Raw genomic sequence first — 25,394 nt, 5'->3', positions numbered from 1 at the left:
TGAATTTAGCCTTGTACAAGCTGTCGAAACAGAATTAAAACTAGAAAAGCCTCCTGATTTCAGGAGGCTTTTCTAGTTTTAAAATTTTGAATTCTAGGATTACATAGATGGCAATATCACCGTATCGATAACATGAACCACACCGTTGGAAGCTTCGATGTCAGCGGTAGTGACAGTGGCATTGTTTACCATTGCTTTTCCATCTTTCAAAGTAATCGTAACCTCAGAACCTTGCGCAGTTTTTGCTTTCATTCCGTTTTTCAAATCTTTTGAATACACTTTTCCAGGGACAACATGGTAAGTCAATACTGCTACCAATTGCGCTTTGTTTTCTGGCTTCAATAAGTTCTCAACAGTTCCAGCAGGCAATTTTGCGAAAGCTGCATTTGTTGGAGCGAAAACAGTGAAAGGACCATCACCTTTCAATACGTCCACCAAATCTCCGGCTTTCACTGCCGCCACCAAGGTGGAAAGGAATTCAGTTTGTACAGCCAAATCTACGATGTCGGCGTCAACAGCTACAGTCGTATTTTTGTTGAGCGTAAATGCGGAGGTTGCCAAGAAAGTAACCATTATCGCAAAAGTCATTAATTTTTTCATAATTAAAATAGTTATGGTTTATAAGTAGTTAAGCCAAAATCGTACCCCATTGTTCAAAAAAAAATTTAAAAAATTCTAAAAATTCTTTTTGTTTGCGGATAAGCGTTTTTGATTTCCAAAAATTCCATCTTCAAATTCTGAACCGATTCTCTGTCCATTTTGGCAGGATCATCTGTCCTTTAATACCAGAGGTTTCTGATTGTTTCTACCTTTTTTACCCGTTTTACGCACTGCCAATTCCATTCCAGGCTGGTATTGCTCAATAATCTTCAGCTATTTCCTCCTTTTGATTTCACCACATAGATACTACGCCTCATTCTCCCAATAGCCCTATTTTCTGGAAGTTTCAAAACCCATTGGGAAACCCAAAGGATATTTCGGGTTTAAGGTGAAAAGGGGAAAGTCAAAAATGAACAGATACTGTTTTTCTCCTTAGAGATCCTTAAATTTGAACATGCAAATCAAACTTCTGGCAGTAGGGAAAACCGACCATCAAGCCATTCTAAGTCTAGTGGAAGAGTACGGGAAAAGATTGGGCTTTTATATTCGGTTTGAATTGGAGATCATTCCGGATCTAAAAAACACAAAGAGTCTTTCTGAAGAAATCCAAAAAGAAAAGGAAGGGGAGTTGATTCTCAAAAAGACTCAAGCTTCAGATGATTTGATTCTATTGGATGAGCTGGGGAAACAATATGCATCTGTGGAGTTTTCAGAATTCATCCAGAAAAAGATGAACTCTGGATTGAAGCAATTGACATTTGTGATTGGAGGGCCCTATGGTTTTTCCAATGCTGTTTACCAAAGGGCCAACGGCAAAATATCCCTTTCCAAAATGACTTTTTCGCATCAGATGGTGCGCGTCTTTTTTATTGAACAGCTCTACAGGAGCTTCACGATTTTAAAGAATGAACCCTATCACCATCAATAAATGAAATCCCATTGTCCCCGGATGTTTACAACACCCTAAAAAATAAGCCACGGGTCAAATTTGATTCCGACCAATGAGGTCAAGAGCCAATGAGGTCAAGAGCCAATGAATTGGTTTTCAGGGAATAAACCCCGATTATTTTTTTGAGTGAAATTTTTTTGAATGATTTGTCTTTAGACTTTCAGTCCAATGTTAAGGGAATGTTAACAGATATGCGCTTTATTTGTTAAATGTTAATTTTTGGTTAACTTTAGAAAAGACAGAAATCAACCTATGCGAAAGATTTTTTATGAAAAAGCAATTGACACTTCTCTTTTTTTTGCTCCTGATTGGCTTTCCTGGAAAGTCGCAGGAGAATAGCGGGGAGATTCAAAAGATCCCTGTTTTTGAGAGTCCTTTGGAAAAACAATTTTTTACCCAGCATTTACACGAACCATTTTATTTGTTGCAAACACTGCATTCAAATCCAGGCTTAGATTTGTCCCGTTGGGATAAACTTCTGAAAGTTTTGGATAAAAAAGAGGGGAGGAGCAGAAATAACACTCAACTCCTTTCGGATATTTTTTTCAAAACCCATCAACACCTTTTGAAAAGGTATGAGCAGCATGCCTCTTTTTCCAACTTGCTTTCATCAGGCACCTACGATTGTGTGACGGGCTCCGCTACGCTTGGACTTCTTCTTGATCGATATGGGATTGCTTACGAGGTGATTGAGACGGATTACCATGTTTTCTTGAAAGGGGAATTTGCCGGGCAAGACTTTATAATGGAAAGTACCTTTTCCGAACATGGATTGATTGTGGGGAAAGATTTGGTTCTGGAATTTGAAAAAAAATTCAAGACGAAAGGAGGGGAAAGAAAGTATGATTTCAATATTGGCCTAGGAAACAATGAGTCCCTTTCTGCAGAAAATCAAACCTACGAATCCATCGGCTTAAAGGAACTTGCCGGATTGCAATATTACAACGATGCCATTCTGAGATTCAATCAAAAAAATTATGGAGCAGCTTATGCACAGCTCATCAAAGCTTCCTTTTTATATCCTTCTGAAAGAATTTCAAAGTTGACCAAAATGATGGCTGAATTGATTGGGGTAAGGGCAGATTCAAATGAATTGTCTTTTTTGATCAATCCATAATCAATTTTTTTGTTTTGATCACCGACTGATCCCCTTGGGCATCCGTCCAGGCAAATAGGATGGCGTTTCCATTTTTAGTCATTTGTGGAAAACCGCTGGCTCTTTTTGAAGAAGATTTTGCAATGGAGATCACTGCTTCTGTTTTTCCCGAAGCATGGACCTTTCTTGCTAAAATCTCTTCCTCTTCCATCCAAGTGATCAGGGCTGTATTGTCATCCAGCATTTCTAAATCCAGCCGTCCGATGGTTTTCCCAAGATCAATTTTAATGGGTTTTCCAAAGGATTTGCCACCATCATTTGAAAAAACAACCTTCACCTCAGGCTTTTCATTTGCGGCCGAATACCATGTTACGGCCATGGAATTGCCCAAGGAGGCGGCCCTTGGTCCATTCACCGGGCAACCTGCCACCTTCCAAAAATCGGAATAAAGGGGCAATGGAGTTGTCCAATTTCCATTTTCAAACCGGACGATGCCCATGTCTCGGATTTCGGCTTCGCTTCTGTCACGGTAAACTACTACAGGACCATTTTCTGTGACCACAGCAGTGGTTTGGCAGCAATCACAAACCCTATTGTCCAATTCCCATTCTTCAGTTTTGATTCCTTTCTCCGAAATGAGCGCTCCACGCAAAGTCATTGCGCCTTGGTGTCCATGATGGTCATGGTGGGTGTTTTCATGGGATCCACCTCCCGTACCTCTTCCATCCAACCATGCCACGAACATCTGGTCGCCCCATGCTGCGAAGGATACAAATCCATGCTCCGTTTCGGTGCCGTCATCGTGGAGGGTGAAAGGATCGCTCCAGTCTGTTCCGTTTTCTGAAAGAGTGACTTTGATGTCATAGGCAAAAGGCCCTTCTCCGCTTTTCTCCAAGAAAAAGGCGATCAGATTGCCATTTTCAAAGGTGCTGATTTGGGGGTAATCTGCCCAGTTGACAAACCAGTTTTCGCCGGTGGCAATTGTTATGGGGTCTGACCAAGAATCGTCTACCCAAGTGGCATATTTCAATTCACTTTTCCCCCCTGTCTTTTCGATCCATGACAAATAAGTCAACCCTTTTGTCGAGGTAAACAAATAGGGTTCCCCAAAATTGGACTCAGGGGAACCCATCGTCACGGAAGTTTCCGGAGACTGGTCCTTGGCTTCATGAATCTTCTCGGAACAAGAAATGAAGAGCCAGATAAAAAGAAATGCAATGCTCAGGCCTTGGGATTGCTGATTCATTTTTTTTATTCGGTTACGACCATTTTGAACCCTTCCCCATGAATTGTAATAATCTGTACTTTTGGATCATCTTTGAGGAGTTTTCGAATTTTGCTGAGGTAAACATCCATGCTTCTGGCGTTGAAATAACTGTCATCGCCCCAAATTTGCTTGAGTGCATGGCTTCGGTTCACCAATTTATTGATTTCGGAGGCCAGAATTCGAATCAACTCGTTTTCTTTGGATGTCAATTTCTGTTTTCCCTGGGGTCCTTCCAACATTTGTTCATCATAGTGAAGGACAAAATCCCCAAAACTGTACACTTTCAAGGCATTTACGGCATCTGATTTTTGGGTTCTTCGCAAAATGGCACCAATCCTCAGGAGCAATTCTTCCATACTAAATGGTTTGGTGATGTAATCATCTGCGCCGATCTTGAGGCCTTCGATGATGTCTTCTTTCAGGTTTTTTGCCGTAAGATAAATGATGGGGAGATCCTCCTGGACTTTTTTGATTTCCTTGCCCAAGGTAAAACCATCCTTTTTTGGCATCATGATATCGAGGATGCACAGATTGTATTTGTCCTTCTTGAATTTGGACCAACCTTCCTCACCATCTCTGCAAAGCGTGCAGTCATACCCTTTCATTGTCAAATATTCCTGTAATATATCCCCCAAATTCGGGTCATCTTCGACTACCAATAATTTTGCTTTGCTCATTGTTTTTTGGGGAGTTTAAGGGTAAATGTACTTCCTTTTCCGGGTTCGCTTTGGACAGAGATTTCACCATGGTGCGCCTCGACCATGGTACTGACGTAGGCCAAGCCCAGCCCGAAGCCTTTCACATCGTGGATATTTCCGGTAGGAACTCTATAAAATTTATCGAATATTTTCTTGACAGACTCTTTGCTCATCCCTATTCCGTTGTCTTTTACGGAGATCATGGTCTTATCGGCTTGATCCCAAGCTTTGATGCTGATCTGGAGGGATTCTTTGGAGTACTTGACCGCATTGTCCAAAAGGTTGTTGATGATATGCGAAAGGTGAAAAGGATCCGCCTCAAGGTAGGGGTCTTTTAGGTCTAATTCCAAGATGATTTTTCCCTCCTTCTTTTGAACTTGGAGCTCGAAGTTGTGTTTGGCATTTTCCAGGACATCACACACATTGATCGTTTCGACTTTCAACTTGAAATCCTTTTTGTCCAAGGTGGCTGCCTGAAGGACTTTTTCCACTTGGGCTCCCAGTCTTTTGTTTTCTTCTTTGATAATGCTCAGGTACCGGTTTCTGAAATTCTCCTGACTCAATAAATCAGGGTCTTGCAATGCTTCTACCGCCAAACTGACCGTTGCGATTGGGGTCTTGAATTCATGGGTCATGTTGTTGATGAAATCATTTTTGATTTCCGAAAGTTTTTTCTGTCGGATAATGACCTGAATGGCATAGAAGAAGCAGAAAATAATGACCCCAATAAAGAGCAGTGAACTTAAAACAGGAAGCCAGATCTGCTGTAAGATGTATTTTCCTTTGTTGGGAAAATTGATCAAAAGGTAATTTTCATTCCCGATGATGTCACTGGGAAACAATTTTGCCTGAATCCCCTGGTTTACCAAGACGATTGTATTGGTTTTTGTGATCGGGATAAGGCTACCTTTATTGTCCAAGATCGCCAAGTCAAAGGGTTGATCAATCCCTCTTTCTTTGAGATTGGCAATTAAAAGTCTTTTGGCCTGGGCAGTATCTATTCGGTTCAAAACCTCCTTTTGGCTTCCCAAAAGTTCGTCCCAAGCCCTATTCATGGCTTCGATTTTAAGATTGGTATTCCTTATTTTATCCAAAGCATCCCTGGGGATATTGAATTCTTCCACAAATTCGGGCTCCATTTGGACACCAAATTTGCTCCGAAAAGAAGCTTCGGCTTGGTTGAGGTATTGAAATTGCTTCTCTCTTTCCTGAAGGAGGATTTCCATTTCATCCGGGGTAAACAAGGACGAGGCAATTTCAGGGGTGAGGTAGGTAAAGAAATTGTCCAAATCGAGAAAGAGGGACAAGTCGACCCCACGGGATTCTATGATCCTCTTGAACCTTTGGCTCATTTGGGGAAGCGGTTGCTGCATCATGGAATCGATCACAGATCGCCTTCTTCTAAGGATGGGCCGCTGTCGTACTTGGACCACTATGGGTTCTATTTTCTGAAAGAGTGACCGCTGCAACAAGGTGTCCTCCGCCAGATAGCTAAGAAAAATATCGCTGGTCTCCCCTGTTTCCAGCTGGGAAATGGTGGTGGCCAGGGACTGATAAATGTTTTGTTCAAAACGCTCCTCATTGATCCTCAAGGCATTGCTTACCCAATAATATTGAAATCCTATCAGCCCTAAGCTCGCCAGGGACATCAACAGGATGATCATTTTCATTTTGGTTTTCGACACTTTACAAATTTAAGGGATAAAATCAGGACGGGTTATTTGCTTAACAATATTTAACGGGGGAGAAATTCCCATAAACAGAAAAAACAAAAAACCTTTCTCTGCTCTTCGGCGTTAGGTTAGTAGTTTCTTAATTCAATAGATAATGCAATCAATATACCAAAAAAGGAAGGTTTAGGCCTTCCTTTTTTTTTGTGTTTCTATCCCTATCTTTGCGCTTCACAATTATTCAGATGGAAAGCACGAATCAAATCCAAGGAATATCCTTCACCACACTCGCTGAAACCTACGGTACACCCGCCTATATTTATGATGGTCAGAAGATCGTGGAGCAAGTAAAGACGCTAAAAAATGCCTTCTCTTCAGTGAATTTGAAGATAAAATATGCAACAAAAGCCCTTTCTAACCTCAATGTCCTGAAACTGTTGAAAAATGCAGGGACAGGAGCGGATGCTGTTTCCATCGAAGAGGTTCAGCTCTGCCTGCATGCAGGTTTTTTGCCGAGTGAAATCATGTACACGCCCAATTGTGTTTCCTTCGCGGAAATCCAAGAAGCAGTCGCTTTGGGCGTCATGATCAATATTGACAATATACCCATGCTGGAACATTTTGGGAACCATTATGGGAAGAATGTTCCCATCTGCATCAGACTCAACCCCCACATCCTAGCAGGAGGAAATGCAAAGATTTCTGTCGGTCACATCGATAGTAAATTTGGTATTTCCATCCTTCAGATCAAAAACATTCTCAAGGTGGTGGAAACCCATCATCTTGACGTGATAGGACTCCATATCCATACAGGATCGGATATTTTGGATGCCGACGTATTTTTAAAAGGGGCAGAAATCCTTTTCGATGCGGCACGACAATTCCCCGACCTGAAGTTTTTGGATTTTGGGGGAGGATTTAAAGTTGCCTACAAACCCGGTGACATTGCTACGGATATTGCTGATGTAGGCGAAAAGGTTTCCAAAGCCTTTCAGGAATTTTGTGCAGAATATGGTCGGGAATTGGAATTGTGGTTTGAACCTGGAAAATTCCTCGTCAGTGAATCCGGTTTTCTATTGGTCAGTGCCAATGTCATCAAGTGTACACCAGCCTGTACTTTTGTCGGGGTCGATTCAGGCCTCAATCACCTGATCAGGCCAATGATGTACGATGCTTATCATGCAGTGGAAAATGTATCCCAACACGAAGGTCCAGATCATGTTTATACTGTTGTGGGTTATATTTGTGAGTCAGACACCATCGCCTCCGACCGGAAGTTGAAAGAGGTTAGAGAAGGAGATCTTTTGGTGATCAAAAATGCGGGAGCATACGGATACAGCATGTCCTCCAATTATAATTCAAGATTGAGACCACCGGAAGTTTTGATTTTGGACGGAAAAGCCCATTTGATCAGGGAACGCGAAACATTTGAGGATATCCTTAAACATCAAGTGGATATCGGGCTTTAAGTCCTCCTAAAAACCCATAACAGCATAGATAAGCCTGTCTTGTTATGGGTTTTTGTTTCTCCCGAAAAGAAAAATTCCGCAAAGTGAAGTGTTCATTATTTGCGAAAAGAAAATTAAATGGGATTAATGACTGTTTAAATCATTAAATATTTTTTTTGGAATAAAAATTGCCAAATACCGGTTTGGGAAAAGGCAAGTTTTTATCAATAAAATTAAACTTAAATGACGGTCAATTTATAAAAACAGTTTATCTTCGCAATTGTTGTGTTGAGAGAATAGACCGTGAAGAGAGATTGCCCATGTTTAAGCCCCACCTTGCCCTAGTAATTTTCAATCATTCAAACATCAGTCAGTTAACCCATGTATGGCTTTAATTGATTAACTTTAATTACTGGAATTTGGCAAAGGCTGTTATGGCTAAAAGTTACCTTCAAAAATTTTTATTGTTTACAATTGGGTTTTTTTGTGCCTTGGTCTCAGTTGCCCAAGACGTTCAATTTTCTCAATTTTATGCAGCCCCTTTGTACCTGAATCCAGCGATGACAGGGGCTTCTGAGCTGACCAGGGTTGGGGTGAATTACCGTAACCAATGGCCAGGTTTAGACCATTCCTTTAATTCTTATTCTGCTTACATCGACCACTATGTTTATGATTATAACAGTGGCATCGGTCTGATTTTCAATGGAAACAAAGAAAGTTTGGCCCAACTCAGTACCAATGAAGTCGGCTTGCTTTACAGCTACAGGCTGAGGGTGGGGACGGATAAATTTTTGAGGGTGGGGGGACAAGTGAGTTATATTGCCAGAGACGCTTATTTTGGAAATCTTGTTTTTGGTTCCATGATTGACATTTCCACCGGGGGAACAAATTCTTTGACGGATGAACTCCAAAATGTCCCCATAGATTCCCGTCATAGATTCTTGGATTATAGTTTTGGGACACTTTTCACCACCAATAAAATTTGGCTGGGTGCTTCAGCCCATCACGTGACCGAACCCAATGTTTCCTTTGTTGAAGATGCCACCAGTAGGCTTCCCTTGAAATTTTCTGCACAGGGAGGTATTCGCTTCGATTTGGGGTATGGCGGCATCAACAATACCTTCACCAATGTGTATCAGGAAAGATCCATTTCCTTCGCTTTTAATTACAAACAACAAGCGCCCTTCAACCAGTTGGACATCGGTACCCAGCTTTATCTGGAACCATTGGTATTGGGAATATGGTACAGGGGATTGCCCTCCAAATACAATATGCCAAACAACGAATCGTTAATCGCGCTTCTTGGCGTAGCCTTGGAGTCTGGGATGGATATCGGGTACAGCTTTGATTTCACGACTTCCAAGTTGGGGCTTAGAAACAGCGGTGGTGCACATGAGATTTCCATCCGGTATACCTTTCTTTGGGGAGACGAGCGCAGCCGAAACCAAAGATCAAGAGTCAACCCTTGCTTCTTTTATTAGCATTCAATTTTTCATTTGGTTTTTGGTCTTCAAATTTCCCCCGGTGATTGTCTAAAATTTTGAGGCAATTCAAGTATTTCCACAAATGCAATGGATTCATTCGTATTGGCTTAGCGGCCACAAATTGATTTCAAGGATTAAAGAAACGCTCCAAATCATGACATTGCTATCTGGTTTTTAAAACAAAGTCACAAGTTCATTGCTTTTGAAGTTTGACAATCAATAAAAATGGCAAAAACACTGCGGCTCGTTTTAGGAGATCAATTGAACAGCAATCATTCTTGGTATAAGAATATCGATCCAGAGGTAGTCTATCTCATGATGGAAATGAGACAGGAAACCGATTATGTCCGGCATCATGTCCAGAAAGTCATCGGGTTTTTTATGTCCATGCGGAATTTTGCAGGCCTTTTGGAAAGCAAAGGCCATCAAGTAATCTATTTCAAACTTGATGATCGCCAAAATACCCAAAAGCTCGGTGCCAATATTGATCAAGTCATCGTCTCGATCAGCGCTTCTTCTTTTGAGTACCAACTGCCGGATGAATATCGCTTGGATGTCCAATTAAGGGAGATTTCTGACAAATTGGACATCCCAAGTCAAGCGGTCGAAAGCGAACATTTTTTGACGGAACGGGGCTTTTTGGCAGACTTTTTCAAAGGAAAGAAAACCTATCTCATGGAGTCTTTTTACAGGGAAATGAGGAAAAAATACAACATCCTGATGGATGGAAATGAACCCATGACCGGCAAATGGAATTACGACCATGACAACAGAAACAAGCTCAAGGATCCGCTTTTGTTGAAAAAGGCAAAAGTCAATCCAAAAAACGTTAGCGAATTCACTGAGCTCTTGGAGAAAATGGAGGTGAAAACCATCGGGAATGTAGACTCCGAGAATTTCAATTGGCCAACGTCTAGGCAAGAAAGTCTGGAAGTTTTGGATTACTTCTGTGAAAACCTACTGCCCCGATTCGGGGAATACCAAGACGCAATGTATTCGGGTGATGTATTCCTGTTCCATAGCAGGATCAGTTTTTCGATGAATACCAAAATGATTTCCCCACTCGAAGTCGTGGAAAAAGTGGAAAAATATTGGTTGGGTCATCAGGATTCAATCTCCATTGCCCAAACCGAAGGTTTTATCAGGCAAATCATCGGTTGGCGGGAATACATGCGAGGAGTCTATTGGGCGAAGATGCCGGAGTTTGCGCAGCTGAATTTCTTGGGACAGGATAGGAAACTCCCTGATTATTTCTGGACAGGAAAAACCAAGATGAACTGTATGCGGCAAGCCATCACGCAATCGTTGGATCATGCCTATGCCCACCATATCCAACGCCTGATGGTGACGGGCAATTTTGCACTCCTGGCGGGGATTGATCCGGATGAAGTGGACCAATGGTATTTGGGTATTTATATAGACGCGATTGAGTGGGTGGAGATTACCAACACAAGGGGAATGAGCCAATTTGCCGATGGCGGAATCGTGGGTACCAAACCCTATGTTTCTTCTGCGAATTATATCGACAAGATGAGCGACTACTGCGGGTCATGTTTCTACAAAAAGAGCGTGAAACATGGTGAAAAAGCCTGCCCTTTCAATAGCCTTTATTGGCATTTTTACGAAAGAAACAGAGAAAAGCTTTCCAAAAACCCCCGCATTGGGATGGTTTATCCCACGCTGGGCAAAATGAAGGAGAAGGACGAGATTCTCGCCCAAGCTGATTATTACCTTAAAAACATCGAAAATCTTTAAGCCAAATGGCCCATTCCCGTAAGGAACGGGCCATTTCCAATTTATAGTTCAATCCTTATTGCCAAAGCTTTTGATGATTTCCATCACCCTTGGTAAAGGCAGGGATTTCACGATCCTTCCCTCTTTCCCTTCCATATCATTTGCTGCAAAAAGGGAATTGATGATGGCTTCTTCCGTTGCTTCTATGGTCGCCAAGAAAAGAGGACTCATGTCGTCGTTTCTCAACATCTCGTTTTGTAGCAAATCCAGTGTAGTGGCTTGGTGTGCGATGCGGTTTTGGGAATGGTTGGAGAAGGCAATGACATAATCCCCCGATCCATTTGAGGCAATTCCTCCAGTCCTCGCCAGCCCCATCATGGCTCTCTGAGCGATCCTTTTCAGGTTTCTTTCATTGACCGGAGCATCAGTGGCCACGATGATCATGCAAGAACCGTCAGCAGATTCCAAGTGGTTTTTAAAACTGTATTGCCCCAATTCCTCCCCAACAGGCACGCCGTTGATCTGCAATACTCCGCCAAAATTGGTTTGGACCAAAACCCCAACGGTATAGCCACCAAGGCTTTCCGGTAATTTTCGGGAAGAAGTACCGATGCCTCCCTTGAATCCAAAGCAAACTGTTCCAGTTCCTGCACCGACATTTCCTTCTTCCACCCGCCCCTCTTTTGCCGAGCGTATGGCTGACAAAACATCTTCCTTTCGGACATGTTGGCCGCGGATATCGTTGAGGTAGCCATCATTGGTTTCGCCCACCACTGCATTCACGGATTGGACAGCTTCATTTCCTGGCAATTCGAGGGTGTATTCAATGATGCCTTCCATCCCTGCGGCAATTCCCAGCGTATTGGTCAGCACGATGGGACTTTCCAGATTGCCCAGTTCCTCGATCTGGGTGCTTCCCGCCAATTTCCCAAAGCCATTTCCAACAAAAACAGCTGCAGGTGTTTTTTCTTGAAAGAGATTTCCGCGGTGGGGCAGGATGGCCGTGACCCCCGTCCTGATGTCTTTCCCCTGAATTTTGGTAAGATGGCCCACCAAAACCCCTTCCACGTCGGTAATCGAATTGAGTTTTCCCGTGGGTAAAATACCAATTTCAATGCCCAAATCCCGGGCCCTTGTCTGTGCTTTCAATTCGTTTCCCATTGCAAAACAGCTGAGGATAACCAGGGATATCCAATATTTGTCTACCATTTCCTTTGTTAAAACCATTTGATCAATGCTTGGATGATCTTTTTGCCTGTGATGCCATAAGGGGGATAAAGAGGTTTTGATGTCGTCAATCCAATGCGTTGGTTGAGTACTGCCTTTTCATTGGTGAAGGCCAAAAATCCATGATGCCCATGTGCTTTTCCCATCCCACTGTTGTTAACCCCTCCAAATGGAAGTTCATTTTGCAGAAAATGAAGGACACAATCATTTATGACAGCTCCGCCCGATGAGGTTTGTTGCAGGATTTGGTCCGTCGTGAATTTGTCCTTGGAAAAGGCATACAGGGCCAAAGGTTTCGGTCTTTTGTTGATGTAATCGATGGCTACGGTAAGATCGGTATAGGAAAGAACCGGAAGAATCGGGCCAAAAATCTCTTCTTGCATCACGTCCATCTCGTCCGTGACTTCTGTCAACAATGTGGGTTCGAAATAATTATCAGTTTCGGAGATACCACCACCAAAAATGGTTTTGGCGCCTTTCAGGTTGGCATCGGAGAGCATTCGCTTGAGTCTTTGCAGATGCTTTTGGCTGACAATACGGGCATAATCCTTCGATTTGTCAATTCCTTTTGCATCCGCATCGTACATTTTCAGAAGCTGGATTTTCAGTTCAGTAAGGAAATCTTCTTTTACCAGTTCATCGACCAATATGTAATCAGGGGCGATGCAGGTTTGTCCACAATTCACGAATTTTCCCCAGATGATTTTCGCCGCCGCATCTTGCAAATCTGCCTGTCGGTCGATGATGGCGGGAGATTTTCCTCCCAACTCCAAAGTCAGCGAAGTGAGATGTTCCGCTGCAGCTTTCATGATCATTTTCCCCACTGCAGGACTTCCGGTAAAGAATATATGGTCAAAAGGTTTGGCCAACAGCATTTGGGAAACGGGAATCTCTCCTTCAAAAACAGCAACGTTGTGTTGGTCGAAAACCTCTTCCACCAATCTTCTGATCAGGGCGGAGGTGTGGGGTGTCATTTCGGAAGGTTTAATGATGGCGGTACAGCCTGCGGCCAATGCGGAAACCAAAGGGGCAATGGCCAAATTGAAGGGGTAATTCCAAGGTGCGATGATCAGACAAGTGCCCTTGGGTTCGTACTGGATATGGGATTTGGTCCCCAGCAAGGTCTTTGGCGTGGATACTTTTTTGGGTTTCATCCAAGCCTCAAGATTTTTGATTGCATGGTTGATTTCCGCGGTGACCACAAATATTTCGCTGATGTCGATTTCAGGATAGGGTTTCTTAAAATCTGCATGAACCGCCTTTCTGATATCCTCTTGATGGATTTGGATCCAATCCAACATCTTCTTGAGCATTTCGATTCTTTGGGAAGGTTTGCTCGACCTCATTTTCAAGGCCTGAACGCGCTGTTTGGAGAAAACATCTTCAATTTGACGCTTGACAATTTCATCTTCCAAGATTTCCATAGGTAAAGTTTTAATAATGATTCATTGAGAAAAATCCCTAATAAGGAATCTAATTCCATCCTTATTAATATTTCGATTGAATACAAAATCCGGAACGTTGTTGGTTCCTTATTATGCCTTACTATATAAGGATTTTCCTGCACATCCTCCCTTTAGATGGGGAAGATTTTTTTATATAGAGCAAGTTTGATTCCGTTTTTGCAGCCGTGGGACTTTTATGCGCTTAGGGATGAAAAGCTCCCAAAGATTGGTTCTAAAGATGTTTTCAATCAAGACCAATGAACAGGTTCAAAAACACTAAGGTTTAAAAAAAAGCAATTGAGGCGATCGCTTCAAGACCCACGTTATGTAGCTTGATTTCAGGCAGCTGTTTTTCAGATCAGTCTCCTCATAGAACTTAACAAATGGCTACTTTGTCTTGACCAGCTCCATCAGTGGTTGGTCAAGACAATTGTAAATGAGGGTTTTCAGTCAGGGTTTGAGGAAAACAGAAAAATAATGTTTTCTGCACAGATCCTATTTATTTAAATTAACCTAAAGAAACTTAAGTTTTACCACCTATTTTTTCTTTCTCAAATACTGCCAAGGTTCCTGGTGTTAAATAAACTCTTTCTGCGAGTAATGTTTTGTAGCGAATTCAAATTATTATAAAAAAAACAGAAAAAATATCAAGCTGTAATTTTGACACTTTTGGCATCAAAATCTTAAATTTGGTTAATTTTTGACAAATAAAAGTCAATATCGTATAGGAAAATATAGTGCTTTCATTTTCGTGATTGGGTAGGTAATAATTGTTGATACAATCAAAAAACCACATAATATTTTTTGTTTGCTTTTGGATACGAAGTTTCTTTATTTTGATGTAAGTGTTTTTTTCACAATTAACTATAAACCACATGTTAAAAAACTTTACTAACCTTAAGCTCTTAAGCTTACTTGTGATGATGCTCTGGTGGTTACCCAGTTCATCGTTCGCTCAGACCCGTGAAATCAGCGGGGTGGTAATTTCCAGTGAGGACAACCTTCCTCTTCCAGGTGTATCTGTTCTCGTAAAGGGAACGACCAGGGGAACGGTATCCGATATCGATGGAAATTTCAGGATTTCGGTTAATCCAGGTGAACAAACCCTGGTGCTTTCCTTCATTGGGTTTGCTACCCAGGAATTGGCTCTGACCAACCAAAACTCGTACAATGTCACCATGGCGCCGGACATGAGATCCCTCAGCGAGGTGATCGTCGTTGGCTATGGTGAGCAAAAGAAAGAAACGATCACAGGATCGGTTGCCACAGTTAAAGGTGCCGAACTTGCCAAATCGCCTGCCATGAACTTGACCAACTCCATTGCCGGTAGAATGGCCGGTGTGGTCGCGGTAAACAGAAGCGGTGAGCCAGGCTATGATGGTGCTGGTATCAGGATCCGTGGGTCCAATACTTTGGGAAACAACGATGCCTTGATCGTAATCGATGGTATCCCTGCAAGAACAGGGGGTATCGACAGGCTCAATCCAAATGATATCGAATCCATTTCTGTTTTGAAAGATGCATCTGCTGCCATTTATGGCGCTAGGGCTGCAAACGGTGTTATTTTGGTGACGACCAAAAGAGGAAAATCCGGTAAGCCGGAATTGAGTTATCAATTCAACCAAGGATTTGCACAGCCAACGGTTATCCCGAAATTGGCGAATGCTTCCCAGTATGGTGAAATGTTGAATGACCTGTCGGTTTATGAACTTCCTGTCAGCGAATGGCAGGGTGCTACCGATGCTTTCAGAAATACAGGTGTATATACAAGACCAAATGGTCAAACCAGAAATGCGCCATTCTCACCAGAGGCACTCGAAATGTACAGGGCAGGAACAGATCCTTGGAACTATCCAAACACGGATTGGTACGATGCCACTTTGAAAACATGGTCACCGCAGGTAAGACACAATGTCCAAATGAATGGTGGAAGTGAAAATATCAGATACTTAGCTTCCATTGGCTACCAAAATCAGGATGCTTTTTATAAGAATTCAGCCACTGGGTTCAAGCAGTATGACATGCGTCTAAACATAGATGCAAAAATTAACGATTACGTTGACGTACAAATCGGTGTTTTGGGAAGACAGGAATCCAGATTTTTCCCAACACGTGGTGCAGGCGCGATCTTCAGGATGCAAATGAGAGGCAAACCAAACGAGCCTGCTTACTGGCCTGACGGAAGACCTGGACCTGATATCGAAAATGGTGAAAACCCAGTTGTCATCACAACCAATGCAACAGGTTACGACAGGGATACCCGCGATTATTTCCAGACCAACGCGCAGTTGAACATCAAAATCCCTGGAATAGAAGGATTGAAATTTCAAGGTACTGCCTCTGTGGATAAACTGAGCAGATTTACCAAAAGATGGGAAACTCCCTGGACACTTTACCAAAAAGGAAGTGGATTTGAGGCTGATGGAGTGACTCCCACCCTTGTTCCTACTTTGAGAGGACCAGCGGAACCAAGATTGACGCAAGGCAACAACAACCAGTTGAACATATTATTGGGGGGTGTCTTCACCTATGACCGTCAGTTTGGTGATCATGGATTTTCGGCCCTGGCTGGAACAAACAAGGAAACTGTAGAAGGGGATGATTTCTTTGCTTACAGAAGGTTTTTCATCTCTCCAGCAATCGATCAGATGTTTGCCGGTGGTGATGCTGAGAAGAACAACGGTGGTGGTGCTTTTGAAAGGGCCCGTCTGAATTATTTTGGTAGGGTTGCTTACAATTACAAAGAAAAATACCTCGCCGAATTCCTTTGGAGATATGATGCTTCTTATATTTTCCCGAAAGATACCCGATATGGATTCTTCCCGGGAATCATGATGGGATGGGTGGTTTCGGAAGAAAGTTTCTGGAAAAATTCCATGCCGGCATTTGATTTCTTCAAAATTCGTGGGTCTTATGGACAAATGGGAAATGACCAGATCTTTTATGACAATACACTTCAGGAATATCAATTCCTTTCTACCTACGGATTCAGAAGCCATATTTTGGAAGGTGCAGAAGTCAAAACACTGTATGAAACAAGGGTTCCCAACAATGCCATCACATGGGAAGTGGCCAACAACAGCAATATTGGTATCGAAGGTCAATTGCTCCAAGGAAAAATATTCTTCGAAGCGGATGTCTTTTACAACAAAAGAACCAATATCCTTTGGAGAAAAAATGCTTCTATTCCGCAAAGTACCGGTTTGTCCTCCTTGCTTCCTGCCGAAAATATCGGTGAGGTTGAAAACAAAGGATTCGATATTCAATTGGGATACAGAGGTCAAAAAGGGGAGCTCAATTACAGCGTGAGTGTTAATGGTGGATATGCCAAGAACAAAATCTTGTTCTGGGATGAGCCTCCAGGTGCCCCAGAATGGCAGCAGTCAACCGGCAGACCCATGGGTTCTCCGGGACCGATCTACATCTATGATGGTGTATTTAGAGATAGAGCTGATATCGATAGGACCACTCTTGATTATTCCGCCATTACCAATGAAATCCGTCCGGGTGACATGAAGTTCAAGGATGTGGATGGAGATGGAAAGATTACTCCTTTGGACCGAGTGAGATTGGACAGAAACAACATCCCAAGATTCCAAGGTGGTATGACTTTGTCAGCAAATTTCAGAGCTTTTGATTTGTCTGTTTTGTTCCAAGGAGCGGCAGGTGCAATGGCAATGGTGAGTGCTGGGGAATCCGGTAACATTGGAAACTATCTTTTGGAATTTTATGAAAAAAGATGGACGGTGGACAATCCAAGCAGTGTAGATCCTAGGATTGCCAATAGGAGTGATCAATATTTCTCCTCCAACAATACCTATTGGTATAGAAGTTCTGATTATGTCAGGCTGAAAAACCTTGAGCTTGGCTATACCTTGCCAGCACATATTGGTTCCAGAATTGGTTTGGGAAGTGTACGTTTTTATGTAAACGGGCTCAATCTGTTGACTTGGGATAAGCTTAAGGTGTACGATCCTGAATCTGACAATTCAACCGGACAATATTATCCACAGTCTAGGGTGATCAATGGTGGTTTTGCTGTTTCATTTTAAAAATTTAATCAAGTTATGAAGAGATATAGCATAAAATATATTATCGTAGCCTTTATTGGGTTCACTTTGGGAAGCTGCAACGACAGTTTTCTGGATACCCAACCTTTAGGGCAAGTCTCCGAATCTGCAGTGTGGACAGATGCCGGTTTGGCAGAAGCCTTTGTGACAGATATTTACGGCGGATTGGGATTCGGTGGTTTTGATGAGCAAATGCTTGCTTCCCTTACCGATGAGGCCATCTTTACGCATCCAGGAAGGGGCATTACCACCGTGACTGAAGCACGTTCCAACCCACAAGATACAGGTTGGATTGGTGGTCCTCGTTCTTGGAACAACATGTACAATAGGGTCAGATCCGCCAATATCGCGATTGAAAACCTCACAAATCCAAAATTCCCCAATACCAACGGTATCGTTGATCGTCTTTTGGGTGAGGCAACCTTTATGAGGGCTTATTTCTCCCATCAGTTGCTGAGAAACTTCGGTGCATTCCCAATTCCTGACAGGACTGTTGGTCTTGGAGACGATACCTTCGAGAAAGCCAGAAACACTTTTGAGGAATGTGTGAATTTCATCAACACTGATTTGGACAAAGCAGCAGAATTGCTCAATGGAAAAAACATGGTGCGTGGAAGGGCAAGCAAAGTAGCAGCACTGGCCTTGAAATCAAGGGTGTTGTTGTATGCCGCCAGTGACCTGCACGACGTGCCTACCGCATCTTCCAAATCTTCTGTGATTTCCAGTTTTGCCAACAAAGAACTGATTGGTTTTACAGGTGGTGACAGAATGGCCAGATGGCAAAGTGCGAAAAGCGCTGCTAAATCCGTCTTGGATCTGGTGGGTGGCAATGAGCTGGATCACACCGCTCCTTTGGATCCAGAAACAGCCAAAACCGTTTACATGAACAATTCCCTTTCCAGAAATGGTGGACAGAACGAAATGATCTTCGGTAGGTATTTCTTGAGTTCAAAGCCAGAAGGTGGAGGAAGACAAGGCTTGTTCAACGGACCGAATGGCTACAACAACTGGGCTGGAAACACTCCCGTACAATTGTTGATCGATGATTATGAAATGATGGATGGCAGTGAATTTGACTGGAGCAATCCTGCAAACGCAAAAGCCCCTTATGACAACAGAGATCCAAGATTCTATTCCACCTTCTTGTATGATGGAGCCCAGTGGAAACCAAGATCCTCTGCCAACCAATCCAGGGATCCTTTGGGCCAGATCCAAACAGGTTCCTATGAGGTGGTCAATGCGTCTGGAGCCAAAGTGATTGTACCAGGTTTGGATACCCGTAGCAGTCCAATTGAAGATTGGAACGGAAGTTATACAGGCTACTACATCAGAAAATTCGTGGAGCCAAATCCAGCCTTCGTTGATCAAAATACCTGGCAAGAAATTCCTTGGCCTGCCATCCGAGTATCAGAGATTGTCCTCAATTACGTAGAGGCATGTATTGAACTTGGTGAGGAAGAAGAAGCCAGAACTTGGTTGAATAAAATCCGCTTCAGAGCCGGTATGCCAGCCATTACTGCATCAGGACAGGCCTTAAAAGAAAAATACATCAATGAAAGAAGGGTGGAGTTGGTCTTTGAAGAACACCGCTACTATGATGTAAGAAGATGGATGATCGCCCCAGAAACCTTGGGAAGACAAGCCAATGGGATCAAGGTTTCCGGTAAATTGAAGCCTGGAAAATCGCTTTCTGTGTACAGATACGACCCCGAACTCTATGATTATTCCTATGAAATAATAGAAATCGATCCTGGAAAGGAAAACAGACTTTGGTTAGACAAAATGTATTTTATGCCTCTAAGTTTTGATGAGATGAACCGTAACGCTCTACTCATACAAAATCCAGGATTTTAATTCATTGAATTGACCTTTTGATGAAGCAACTTGGCTTGGAAATCATTAATTTCCTGCCAAGTTGCTTCTTTGTGTTTTACCCGCATATAAATATTGCCCCATGTGTGATTTTACTTCTCGTGTTTGTCTGACGGTTTTGATTATGGTTCTGGTGATCTCCTGTGATCCACCCACTTCAGAGGAGAAGGTTGTTACTTTGCCCGTAGACCAACCGCTTTTTAATCTTGTTTCTCCAGAAAACTCAGGAGTCCATTTCAATAATCTATTGACTGAAACCCTGAATACCAACGTTTTGGTATATGAGTATTTTTACAATGGAGGAGGTGTGGCAGTTGGCGATCTCAATGGAGACGGTCTGGATGACCTCTATTTTACTGGGAACATGGTTCCCAACCAACTCTATTTGAACAAAGGAAATTTAAAATTTGAAGACATTACCGACTTGGCAGGTGTGGCAGGCAGAAATGGACCTTGGACAACGGGTGTGACCATGGCCGATGTGAATGGAGACGGACGTTTGGATATTTATGTCTGTTATTCCGGAAATATGCCTTCCGAAAAGCGGAAAAACCAACTTTTCATCAACAATGGTCCCAATGAGAATGGAACTCCAACTTTTTCCGAAGAGGCCGCCGCTTATGGTCTTGCGATAGATTCCTATTCCACGCAAGCCTTGTTTTTTGATTATGACAAAGATGGGGATTTGGATATGTTTTTGCTCAACCACAATCCAAAATCACTGCCGATTCTGGACGAATCGAGCACTGCTGAAGTATTGAAATACAAAGACCCTTCCGGCTCTCAATTGTTCAGGAATGACAATGGGAAATTTGTGGAAGTCACCGAAAAAGCAGGCATCCAAAACTCTGCACTTTCCTATGGTTTGGGCGTTGGGGTAGCCGATCTGAATGGGGATGACTGGCCTGATATCTACATCAGCAACGATTATACCGCTCCGGATTTCCTTTATATCAACAACAAGAATGGGACATTCACGGATGTTAGTAAATCCGCCTTGGGCCATATTTCCCAGTTTTCGATGGGAAATGACTTGGCCGATATCAACAATGACGGATTGGTCGACATCTACACCCTCGACATGCTTCCCGAAAGCAACAAGAGGCAAAAACTTTTGATGGCACCCGACAACTATGAGAAGTTTGACTTCATGGTCAATGTTGGTTTCCATCACCAATACATGCGCAATATGCTCCACCTGAACAATGGAGATGGTTCCTTCAGCGAAATCGGTCAGTTGGCTGGAGTTTCCAATACCGATTGGAGTTGGGCCGCACTTTTTGCCGATTATGACAACGATGGATTGAAAGACCTTTTGGTCACCAATGGCTACAACCGCGATTACACCAATATGGATTTCCTGAAGTACATGGGGGATTTTGTCCAGCATCAAAGCAATCTCAAGCGGGAGGACATTCTTGGGTTGGTCTCCAAAATTCCTGCCTCGGATATCGGCAATTATGTCTTCAAGAACAAAGACGGCCTGCAATTCGAAAATGTCACCGACAAATGGGGACTCAAGCCCATCGCCAACAGCAATGGGGCAGCCTATGCCGACCTGGACAATGATGGTGACCTGGACTTGATCATCAACAATGTCAATGAAAAAGGATTTGTCTACGAAAACCTTTCCAACACCAAGGAAAACAACCATTTCCTAAAAATAAAATTGGAGGGGGCGAAACAAAATACCTCCGGCCTAGGGGCCAAAGTGATGCTGTATCATGATGGAATTACCCAAATGATCGAGCAGATGCCCACAAGAGGTTACCAATCGAGTGTTTCCCCAATATTGCATTTTGGCTTGGGGGCATCCCAAAAAGTGGATTCCTTAAAAGTCAGATGGCTTGGCGGTGATGAACAAACCCTCTTCAGTACCACTGCAAACCAACTCCTTGTTTTGAAGGAAAGCGAAGCAAAAAAGGGGGGGCTTTCAACAAAGAAAGCGAATGCTCCCCTATTCAAAAAAAGCACATTGGCGCCCTTTTCACTACCCAATCCATATTCGGGCATCAATGATTTCAAAAGACAACCCTTGATGATCAGCCCCATTTCCGGTACCAGAAGTGCCATGGCAAAAGGCGAACTCAAGGAAGTAGGATCCAACGCAGTGTATATCGGGGGGCTTGCCGGCATCGCCGGGCAGTTGTTTGTTCAGAAGCCGAACAAGGATTTTATGGCTTTGCCCAAATTGGAATGGACGGAAAAATACCGAGGATCGGAAGATACTGATGCCCTATTTTTTGATGCCAACGGAGATGGATTTCCAGACCTTTATGTGGCCAGTGGAGGATATGGAAATTTTCTTCCCGAAGATCCTTTGCTTCAGGACCGGCTTTATCTCAATGATGGTAAAGGCGGATGGCTTGACGGCACCGAAAACTTGCCCAAGATGCCCACCAGCACTTCAGTTGTGGCAGCTGCGGATATCAATGGGGATGGGTTTTTGGATCTTTTTGTAGGAAGTCGAGTGGTGCCGGGCAGATATCCTGAAATCCCTACCAGCTATATTTTGATCAATGACGGGATGGGGAATTTCACCGACCAAACCGATAAATTTTCCAAGGAACTGAAGCATATCGGAATGGTGACGGATGCTGCTTGGATTGATCTCAATGGAGACAATCTGCTCGATCTCGTGGTCGTGGGAGAATGGATGCCCATCACCGTGTTCATCAATACGGGAGAAAAGCTTGAGGAAAGAACCTTTGATTTTTTTGACAGGAATTATTCCGGATGGTGGAATACCCTGACGGTTGAAGATCTCAATGGTGATGGCAGGCCGGATCTGCTGGTAGGAAATCACGGGACCAATAGCCAAGTCAAGGCAAGTTTCGAACAGCCGGCGGAGCTTTATGCAAAGGATTTTGACCAAAACGGATCCATGGATCCCATTTTCAATTTTTACATTCAGGACAAGAAATATCCCTACTTGACAAGGGATGAGCTCTTCGATCAATTTGCCTCCAAAAGGAATAAATTTCTGACTTATGAAAGTTTCTCAGAGGCCCAAATGGAAGACATTTTTTCTCCTGAAGAATTGGACGGCGCGCAGGTTTTGGAGGCAAATTTTCTGAAAACGGCTTTTTTTACTTTGGAATCAAATGCTAAATTTAAGTTGCAGGAGCTGCCTGTCCAGGTTCAGTTTGCTCCTGTATATGCCATAGAGTGGATTCCTGCCCAAAATGGAAAGGAAGGACACCTGATTTTCGCGGGAAATGCGGAAACCGCACGGCTAAGATTGGGGAAAAGCGATGCCAATTATGGTGTGGTTTTGAAAGTGAACGAGAAGGGGGAAATGGAATACCTTCCACAACCTATTTCAGGATTGGGCTTGAGGGGAGATGTCAGGAATATCCTGACTTTGGGAGAGGGGAAATCCTTGTTTTACATCAATAAAGAGGGGATATCCGTTTATGAAATGCAAAAATAATTCAATGGAAAATCGCAGGAAATCGGCTTGGAAAGGGATCGTCGCAGGAATTTTGTTGGTTTTGGTTTCCATCTCCTGCACCGAACCAAAAGCACCCCAAGCCATCGAAAACGATGAAATTGCCAATGTGATTTCGCAAATGACCGATATCATGATTCATGATGTGACCAACCCTCCATTGGCGGCAAAGTTTTTTGCCTATGCGAGTCTGGCGGGCATGGAGGCGCTTTCCTACCAGGAAGATTCTCTTTCACTGCTTTCTCAAAAAATAAACGGATACAGTGCGACGGTCAATAAAATCAAGCAATCAGAAAAATATGAGCATCGGATAAGTGCCGTGTTTGCCATGCTGCATACCGCGAAAAAAATGCAGCCTTCGGGGAGTCTCTTGGAGGCATACGAAGATGAATTTGCCAAAAGATGTTTGGCATTGGGTTTTGACCAGAAAATTATCGACCAATCGAAGGCGTTTGGTATTGAAGTCAGCGGAGAGATTCTAAAATACGCTGCCATGGACAATTATAACAAAACAAGTGGTTTTCCAAAATATACCCCTATGGCAGCAGAAGGGAGTTGGTATCCGACCCCTCCCGGATTTTTTGCCCCGGTGGAGCCGTATTTCAATACTTTGCGCCCATTTTTTCTTGACTCTGCTTCGCAATTTAAACCCATTTCGCCAGCGCGTTTTTCAACTGATAAAAATTCTCCTTTTTACAAAATGATGGAAGAAGTGTATCAGGTTGAATTGACGGAGGAGAAAAGGCTTGTTGCCGCTTTTTGGGATTGCAATCCTTTTGCACTGGAAGAAAATGGGCACTTGATGATCGGGATGAAAAAAATCTCGCCGGGGGCGCATTGGATGGGAATTGGCAACATTGCCTGTAAGGTAAATCAAGTCGGTTTTGGCAAAGCCATGGAAATCAACGGTGTATTGGCCATGTCATTGCATGATGCATTTATGGGTTGCTGGGATGAAAAATACCGGAGCAATCGGATCCGCCCCGAAACAATCATCCGCAAACTGATTGACCCCAACTATAAACCCCTGCTCCAGACGCCACCATTTCCGGAATACCTCAGTGGACACTCCGTTGTTTCCACTGCATCGGCTGTGGTACTGACTCATTATTTCGGAGAAAATTTCGCCTATACGGATACGGTGGAGGTCAAATTTGGCTTGCCCACACGCGATTTTGAGGGATTCCATCAGGCAGCGGAAGAGGCCGCAATCTCCCGTCTTTATGGAGGTATTCATTTTATGGATGCGATCACAGAAGGGCAAAAACAGGGAAGGGAAATCGGCAGCTGGACCATCGATAAGTTGTTTTCCCCGTTGTCAAAAAATTAAGCTTATTTGGTAAAAAAGTATTCTCGCTTCTGAAAATAAATGGGGTACTTGTATGACAATTAAATTGTTATAAAATGTCGATTTTGAAATACACAGCCGTACTCTGCGGCTTGTTCTGTGCCGCTTTTGTGGGCTACAATTACCAGGCGGAAGACTTCAAACCTTATGTCCAAAGCATTCCTGATGCACCCGTCACCTTTGGGATGACGCCGATTCCAGCAGGTGTTTTTACCATGGGAGGTACAGCAGGTGGCAACGATGAAGTTCCCCTGCACCAAGTGGAAATTTCGGCATTTTGGATGGGGACACATGAAGTCACTTGGGATATTTTCGAAATGTTTTTGGACAAAAATTATGAAGAGGCCATTGCCGAAAAACCGCTTCCGGCCTATGTCGATGGCTTGAGCAGACCAAGTATTCCCTATTTGGACATGACTTTTGGGATGGGAAAAGAAAATAAGCCTGCCATAGGGATGACCCAATATGGAGCCATCCAGTTTTGTAAATGGCTGTATCTCAAAACAGGAGTCTTTTACAGACTTCCAACCGAAGCCGAATGGGAATATGCCTGCCGCGCAGGATCTTCTGATCCCTATTTTTTTGGGTCGGATGAAAGCAAATTGGCCGATTTTGCCTGGTTTGGGGAAAATAGTGCCGGTTTGACGCAGGAAATCGGACAGAAAAAACCAAATCCTTGGGGACTTTACGATATCCTCGGAAATGTGATGGAATGGACTTCGGACCAATATGGTGCAGATGTATACTCCAGCAGGGCTGACAAAAAAACCGTGGACCCAAAAATCCCAGTCAAAATCCTATATCCCGGCGCCATCAGGGGAGGAAGTTATAAAAGTGAGCCCTCGGATTTGCGCTCCTCCAAGCGGTTTGCTTCCACGCCGGAATGGAAAAGAATCGATCCACAGATCCCAAAAAGCCAATGGTGGTTTCCCGAAGCTCCGTTTTTGGGACTCAGATTGGTGAGGCCATTGGACCTGCCGAGTCCCGAAGAAATCAATGCCTATTACGACAATCCACCGATAACAGACTATTAAA

The 25,394-nt window shown here is 43.3% G+C and carries 16 protein-coding genes; 10 read left to right on the top strand and 6 right to left on the bottom strand.

The features are described from left to right. Window positions 1–99 precede the first annotated feature (99 nt). On the bottom strand, window positions 100–600 hold the full coding sequence (locus Q7J63_RS18075) for a fasciclin domain-containing protein (protein ID WP_019596518.1): 501 nt from the start codon (window positions 598–600) through the stop codon (window positions 100–102). Between the two features lie 454 nt (window positions 601–1,054). Here Q7J63_RS18075 and rlmH point away from each other — a divergent pair, with 454 nt between their 5' ends. Then, window positions 1,055–1,528, top strand: coding sequence for a 23S rRNA (pseudouridine(1915)-N(3))-methyltransferase RlmH (gene rlmH / locus Q7J63_RS18070; RefSeq protein ID WP_304888186.1), 474 nt, complete (start codon window positions 1,055–1,057; stop codon window positions 1,526–1,528). A gap of 289 nt (window positions 1,529–1,817) precedes the next feature. Then, on the top strand, window positions 1,818–2,666 hold the full coding sequence (locus tag Q7J63_RS18065; RefSeq protein WP_304888184.1) for a hypothetical protein: 849 nt from the start codon (window positions 1,818–1,820) through the stop codon (window positions 2,664–2,666). On the opposite strand, the gene Q7J63_RS18060 is transcribed toward Q7J63_RS18065, so the two are convergent. The 3 genes from Q7J63_RS18060 to Q7J63_RS18050 are packed head-to-tail and all read right to left on the bottom strand — an operon-like array spanning window position 2,656 to window position 6,280. Continuing rightward, the gene (locus tag Q7J63_RS18060) at window positions 2,656–3,891 is read right to left on the bottom strand and encodes an exo-alpha-sialidase (protein WP_304888183.1); all 1,236 of its coding nucleotides are present in this window, start codon (window positions 3,889–3,891) and stop codon (window positions 2,656–2,658) included. The two genes, Q7J63_RS18065 and Q7J63_RS18060, sit on opposite strands and share 11 nt — an antisense overlap. Window positions 3,892–3,896: 5 nt before the next feature. Next, window positions 3,897–4,589 (bottom strand): response regulator transcription factor, encoded by a 693-nt coding sequence (locus Q7J63_RS18055; protein WP_304888181.1) that lies wholly within the window; start codon window positions 4,587–4,589, stop codon window positions 3,897–3,899. Next, window positions 4,586–6,280 (bottom strand): sensor histidine kinase KdpD, encoded by a 1,695-nt coding sequence (locus Q7J63_RS18050; RefSeq protein WP_304888179.1) that lies wholly within the window; start codon window positions 6,278–6,280, stop codon window positions 4,586–4,588. The genes Q7J63_RS18055 and Q7J63_RS18050 overlap by 4 nt, the downstream gene beginning before the upstream one ends. 245 nt (window positions 6,281–6,525) lie before the next feature. On the opposite strand from Q7J63_RS18050, the gene lysA reads away from it, so the two are divergent. The 3 genes from lysA (at window position 6,526) to Q7J63_RS18035 (ending at window position 10,967) form a co-directional block, all read left to right on the top strand. Beyond that, window positions 6,526–7,749 (top strand): diaminopimelate decarboxylase, encoded by a 1,224-nt coding sequence (lysA, locus tag Q7J63_RS18045; protein ID WP_304888177.1) that lies wholly within the window; start codon window positions 6,526–6,528, stop codon window positions 7,747–7,749. Between the two features lie 413 nt (window positions 7,750–8,162). After that, window positions 8,163–9,209: a type IX secretion system membrane protein PorP/SprF gene (locus Q7J63_RS18040; RefSeq protein WP_304888175.1), complete on the top strand. Its 1,047-nt coding sequence runs from the start codon at window positions 8,163–8,165 to the stop codon at window positions 9,207–9,209. 228 nt (window positions 9,210–9,437) lie between these two features. Beyond that, complete coding sequence (locus tag Q7J63_RS18035; protein ID WP_304888173.1) at window positions 9,438–10,967, top strand: cryptochrome/photolyase family protein; 1,530 nt, start codon at window positions 9,438–9,440, stop codon at window positions 10,965–10,967. Window positions 10,968–11,015: 48 nt separating this feature from the next. Here the strand turns inward: Q7J63_RS18035 and Q7J63_RS18030 are convergent, their stop codons facing one another. Together Q7J63_RS18030 and Q7J63_RS18025 are read right to left on the bottom strand one after the other, a co-directional pair. Then, on the bottom strand, window positions 11,016–12,173 hold the full coding sequence (locus Q7J63_RS18030; RefSeq protein ID WP_304888171.1) for a P1 family peptidase: 1,158 nt from the start codon (window positions 12,171–12,173) through the stop codon (window positions 11,016–11,018). Then, window positions 12,164–13,597: an aldehyde dehydrogenase family protein gene (locus Q7J63_RS18025; protein ID WP_019596530.1), complete on the bottom strand. Its 1,434-nt coding sequence runs from the start codon at window positions 13,595–13,597 to the stop codon at window positions 12,164–12,166. The genes Q7J63_RS18030 and Q7J63_RS18025 overlap by 10 nt, the downstream gene beginning before the upstream one ends. A 944-nt stretch (window positions 13,598–14,541) precedes the next feature. Between Q7J63_RS18025 and Q7J63_RS18020 the strand changes: the two genes are divergently transcribed. From Q7J63_RS18020 to Q7J63_RS18000, 5 genes are all read left to right on the top strand, one after another. Next, the gene (locus Q7J63_RS18020) at window positions 14,542–17,670 is read left to right on the top strand and encodes a TonB-dependent receptor (protein WP_019596532.1); all 3,129 of its coding nucleotides are present in this window, start codon (window positions 14,542–14,544) and stop codon (window positions 17,668–17,670) included. Window positions 17,671–17,685: 15 nt separating this feature from the next. Continuing rightward, window positions 17,686–19,542: a RagB/SusD family nutrient uptake outer membrane protein gene (locus Q7J63_RS18015; protein ID WP_019596533.1), complete on the top strand. Its 1,857-nt coding sequence runs from the start codon at window positions 17,686–17,688 to the stop codon at window positions 19,540–19,542. A 100-nt stretch (window positions 19,543–19,642) separates the two neighbouring features. Next, entirely contained in the window at window positions 19,643–22,993 is a 3,351-nt protein-coding gene (locus Q7J63_RS18010) for a VCBS repeat-containing protein (protein ID WP_304888167.1), read from the top strand. Between the two features lie 4 nt (window positions 22,994–22,997). After that, on the top strand, window positions 22,998–24,341 hold the full coding sequence (locus Q7J63_RS18005) for a vanadium-dependent haloperoxidase (RefSeq protein ID WP_304888165.1): 1,344 nt from the start codon (window positions 22,998–23,000) through the stop codon (window positions 24,339–24,341). A gap of 74 nt (window positions 24,342–24,415) precedes the next feature. Then, the gene (locus tag Q7J63_RS18000; protein WP_304888163.1) at window positions 24,416–25,393 is read left to right on the top strand and encodes an SUMF1/EgtB/PvdO family nonheme iron enzyme; all 978 of its coding nucleotides are present in this window, start codon (window positions 24,416–24,418) and stop codon (window positions 25,391–25,393) included. Window position 25,394 lies beyond the last annotated feature (1 nt).

Source organism: Rhodonellum sp., assembly GCF_030656585.1.
Classification (GTDB): domain Bacteria; phylum Bacteroidota; class Bacteroidia; order Cytophagales; family Cyclobacteriaceae; genus Rhodonellum; species Rhodonellum psychrophilum.
Note: the sequence above shows the minus strand (reverse complement) of the source record. Positions and strands in the feature narration are given on the sequence as shown.

Excerpts from the sequence above, each read along its gene's own strand:
- Q7J63_RS18060 (WP_304888183.1), bottom strand. The coding sequence starts at position 3,891 with ATGAATCAGCAATCCCAAGGCCTGAGCATTGCATTTCTTTTTATCTGG.
- Q7J63_RS18065 (WP_304888184.1), top strand. The coding sequence starts at position 1,818 with ATGAAAAAGCAATTGACACTTCTCTTTTTTTTGCTCCTGATTGGCTTT.
- Q7J63_RS18015 (WP_019596533.1), top strand. The coding sequence starts at position 17,686 with ATGAAGAGATATAGCATAAAATATATTATCGTAGCCTTTATTGGGTTC.
- Q7J63_RS18075 (WP_019596518.1), bottom strand. The coding sequence starts at position 600 with ATGAAAAAATTAATGACTTTTGCGATAATGGTTACTTTCTTGGCAACC.
- rlmH (WP_304888186.1), top strand. The coding sequence starts at position 1,055 with ATGCAAATCAAACTTCTGGCAGTAGGGAAAACCGACCATCAAGCCATT.
- Q7J63_RS18050 (WP_304888179.1), bottom strand. The coding sequence starts at position 6,280 with ATGAAAATGATCATCCTGTTGATGTCCCTGGCGAGCTTAGGGCTGATA.
- Q7J63_RS18000 (WP_304888163.1), top strand. The coding sequence starts at position 24,416 with ATGTCGATTTTGAAATACACAGCCGTACTCTGCGGCTTGTTCTGTGCC.
- Q7J63_RS18040 (WP_304888175.1), top strand. The coding sequence starts at position 8,163 with ATGGCTAAAAGTTACCTTCAAAAATTTTTATTGTTTACAATTGGGTTT.
- Q7J63_RS18025 (WP_019596530.1), bottom strand. The coding sequence starts at position 13,597 with ATGGAAATCTTGGAAGATGAAATTGTCAAGCGTCAAATTGAAGATGTT.
- Q7J63_RS18020 (WP_019596532.1), top strand. The coding sequence starts at position 14,542 with ATGCTCTGGTGGTTACCCAGTTCATCGTTCGCTCAGACCCGTGAAATC.
- lysA (WP_304888177.1), top strand. The coding sequence starts at position 6,526 with ATGGAAAGCACGAATCAAATCCAAGGAATATCCTTCACCACACTCGCT.
- Q7J63_RS18010 (WP_304888167.1), top strand. The coding sequence starts at position 19,643 with ATGTGTGATTTTACTTCTCGTGTTTGTCTGACGGTTTTGATTATGGTT.
- Q7J63_RS18055 (WP_304888181.1), bottom strand. The coding sequence starts at position 4,589 with ATGAGCAAAGCAAAATTATTGGTAGTCGAAGATGACCCGAATTTGGGG.
- Q7J63_RS18005 (WP_304888165.1), top strand. The coding sequence starts at position 22,998 with ATGGAAAATCGCAGGAAATCGGCTTGGAAAGGGATCGTCGCAGGAATT.
- Q7J63_RS18035 (WP_304888173.1), top strand. The coding sequence starts at position 9,438 with ATGGCAAAAACACTGCGGCTCGTTTTAGGAGATCAATTGAACAGCAAT.
- Q7J63_RS18030 (WP_304888171.1), bottom strand. The coding sequence starts at position 12,173 with ATGGTTTTAACAAAGGAAATGGTAGACAAATATTGGATATCCCTGGTT.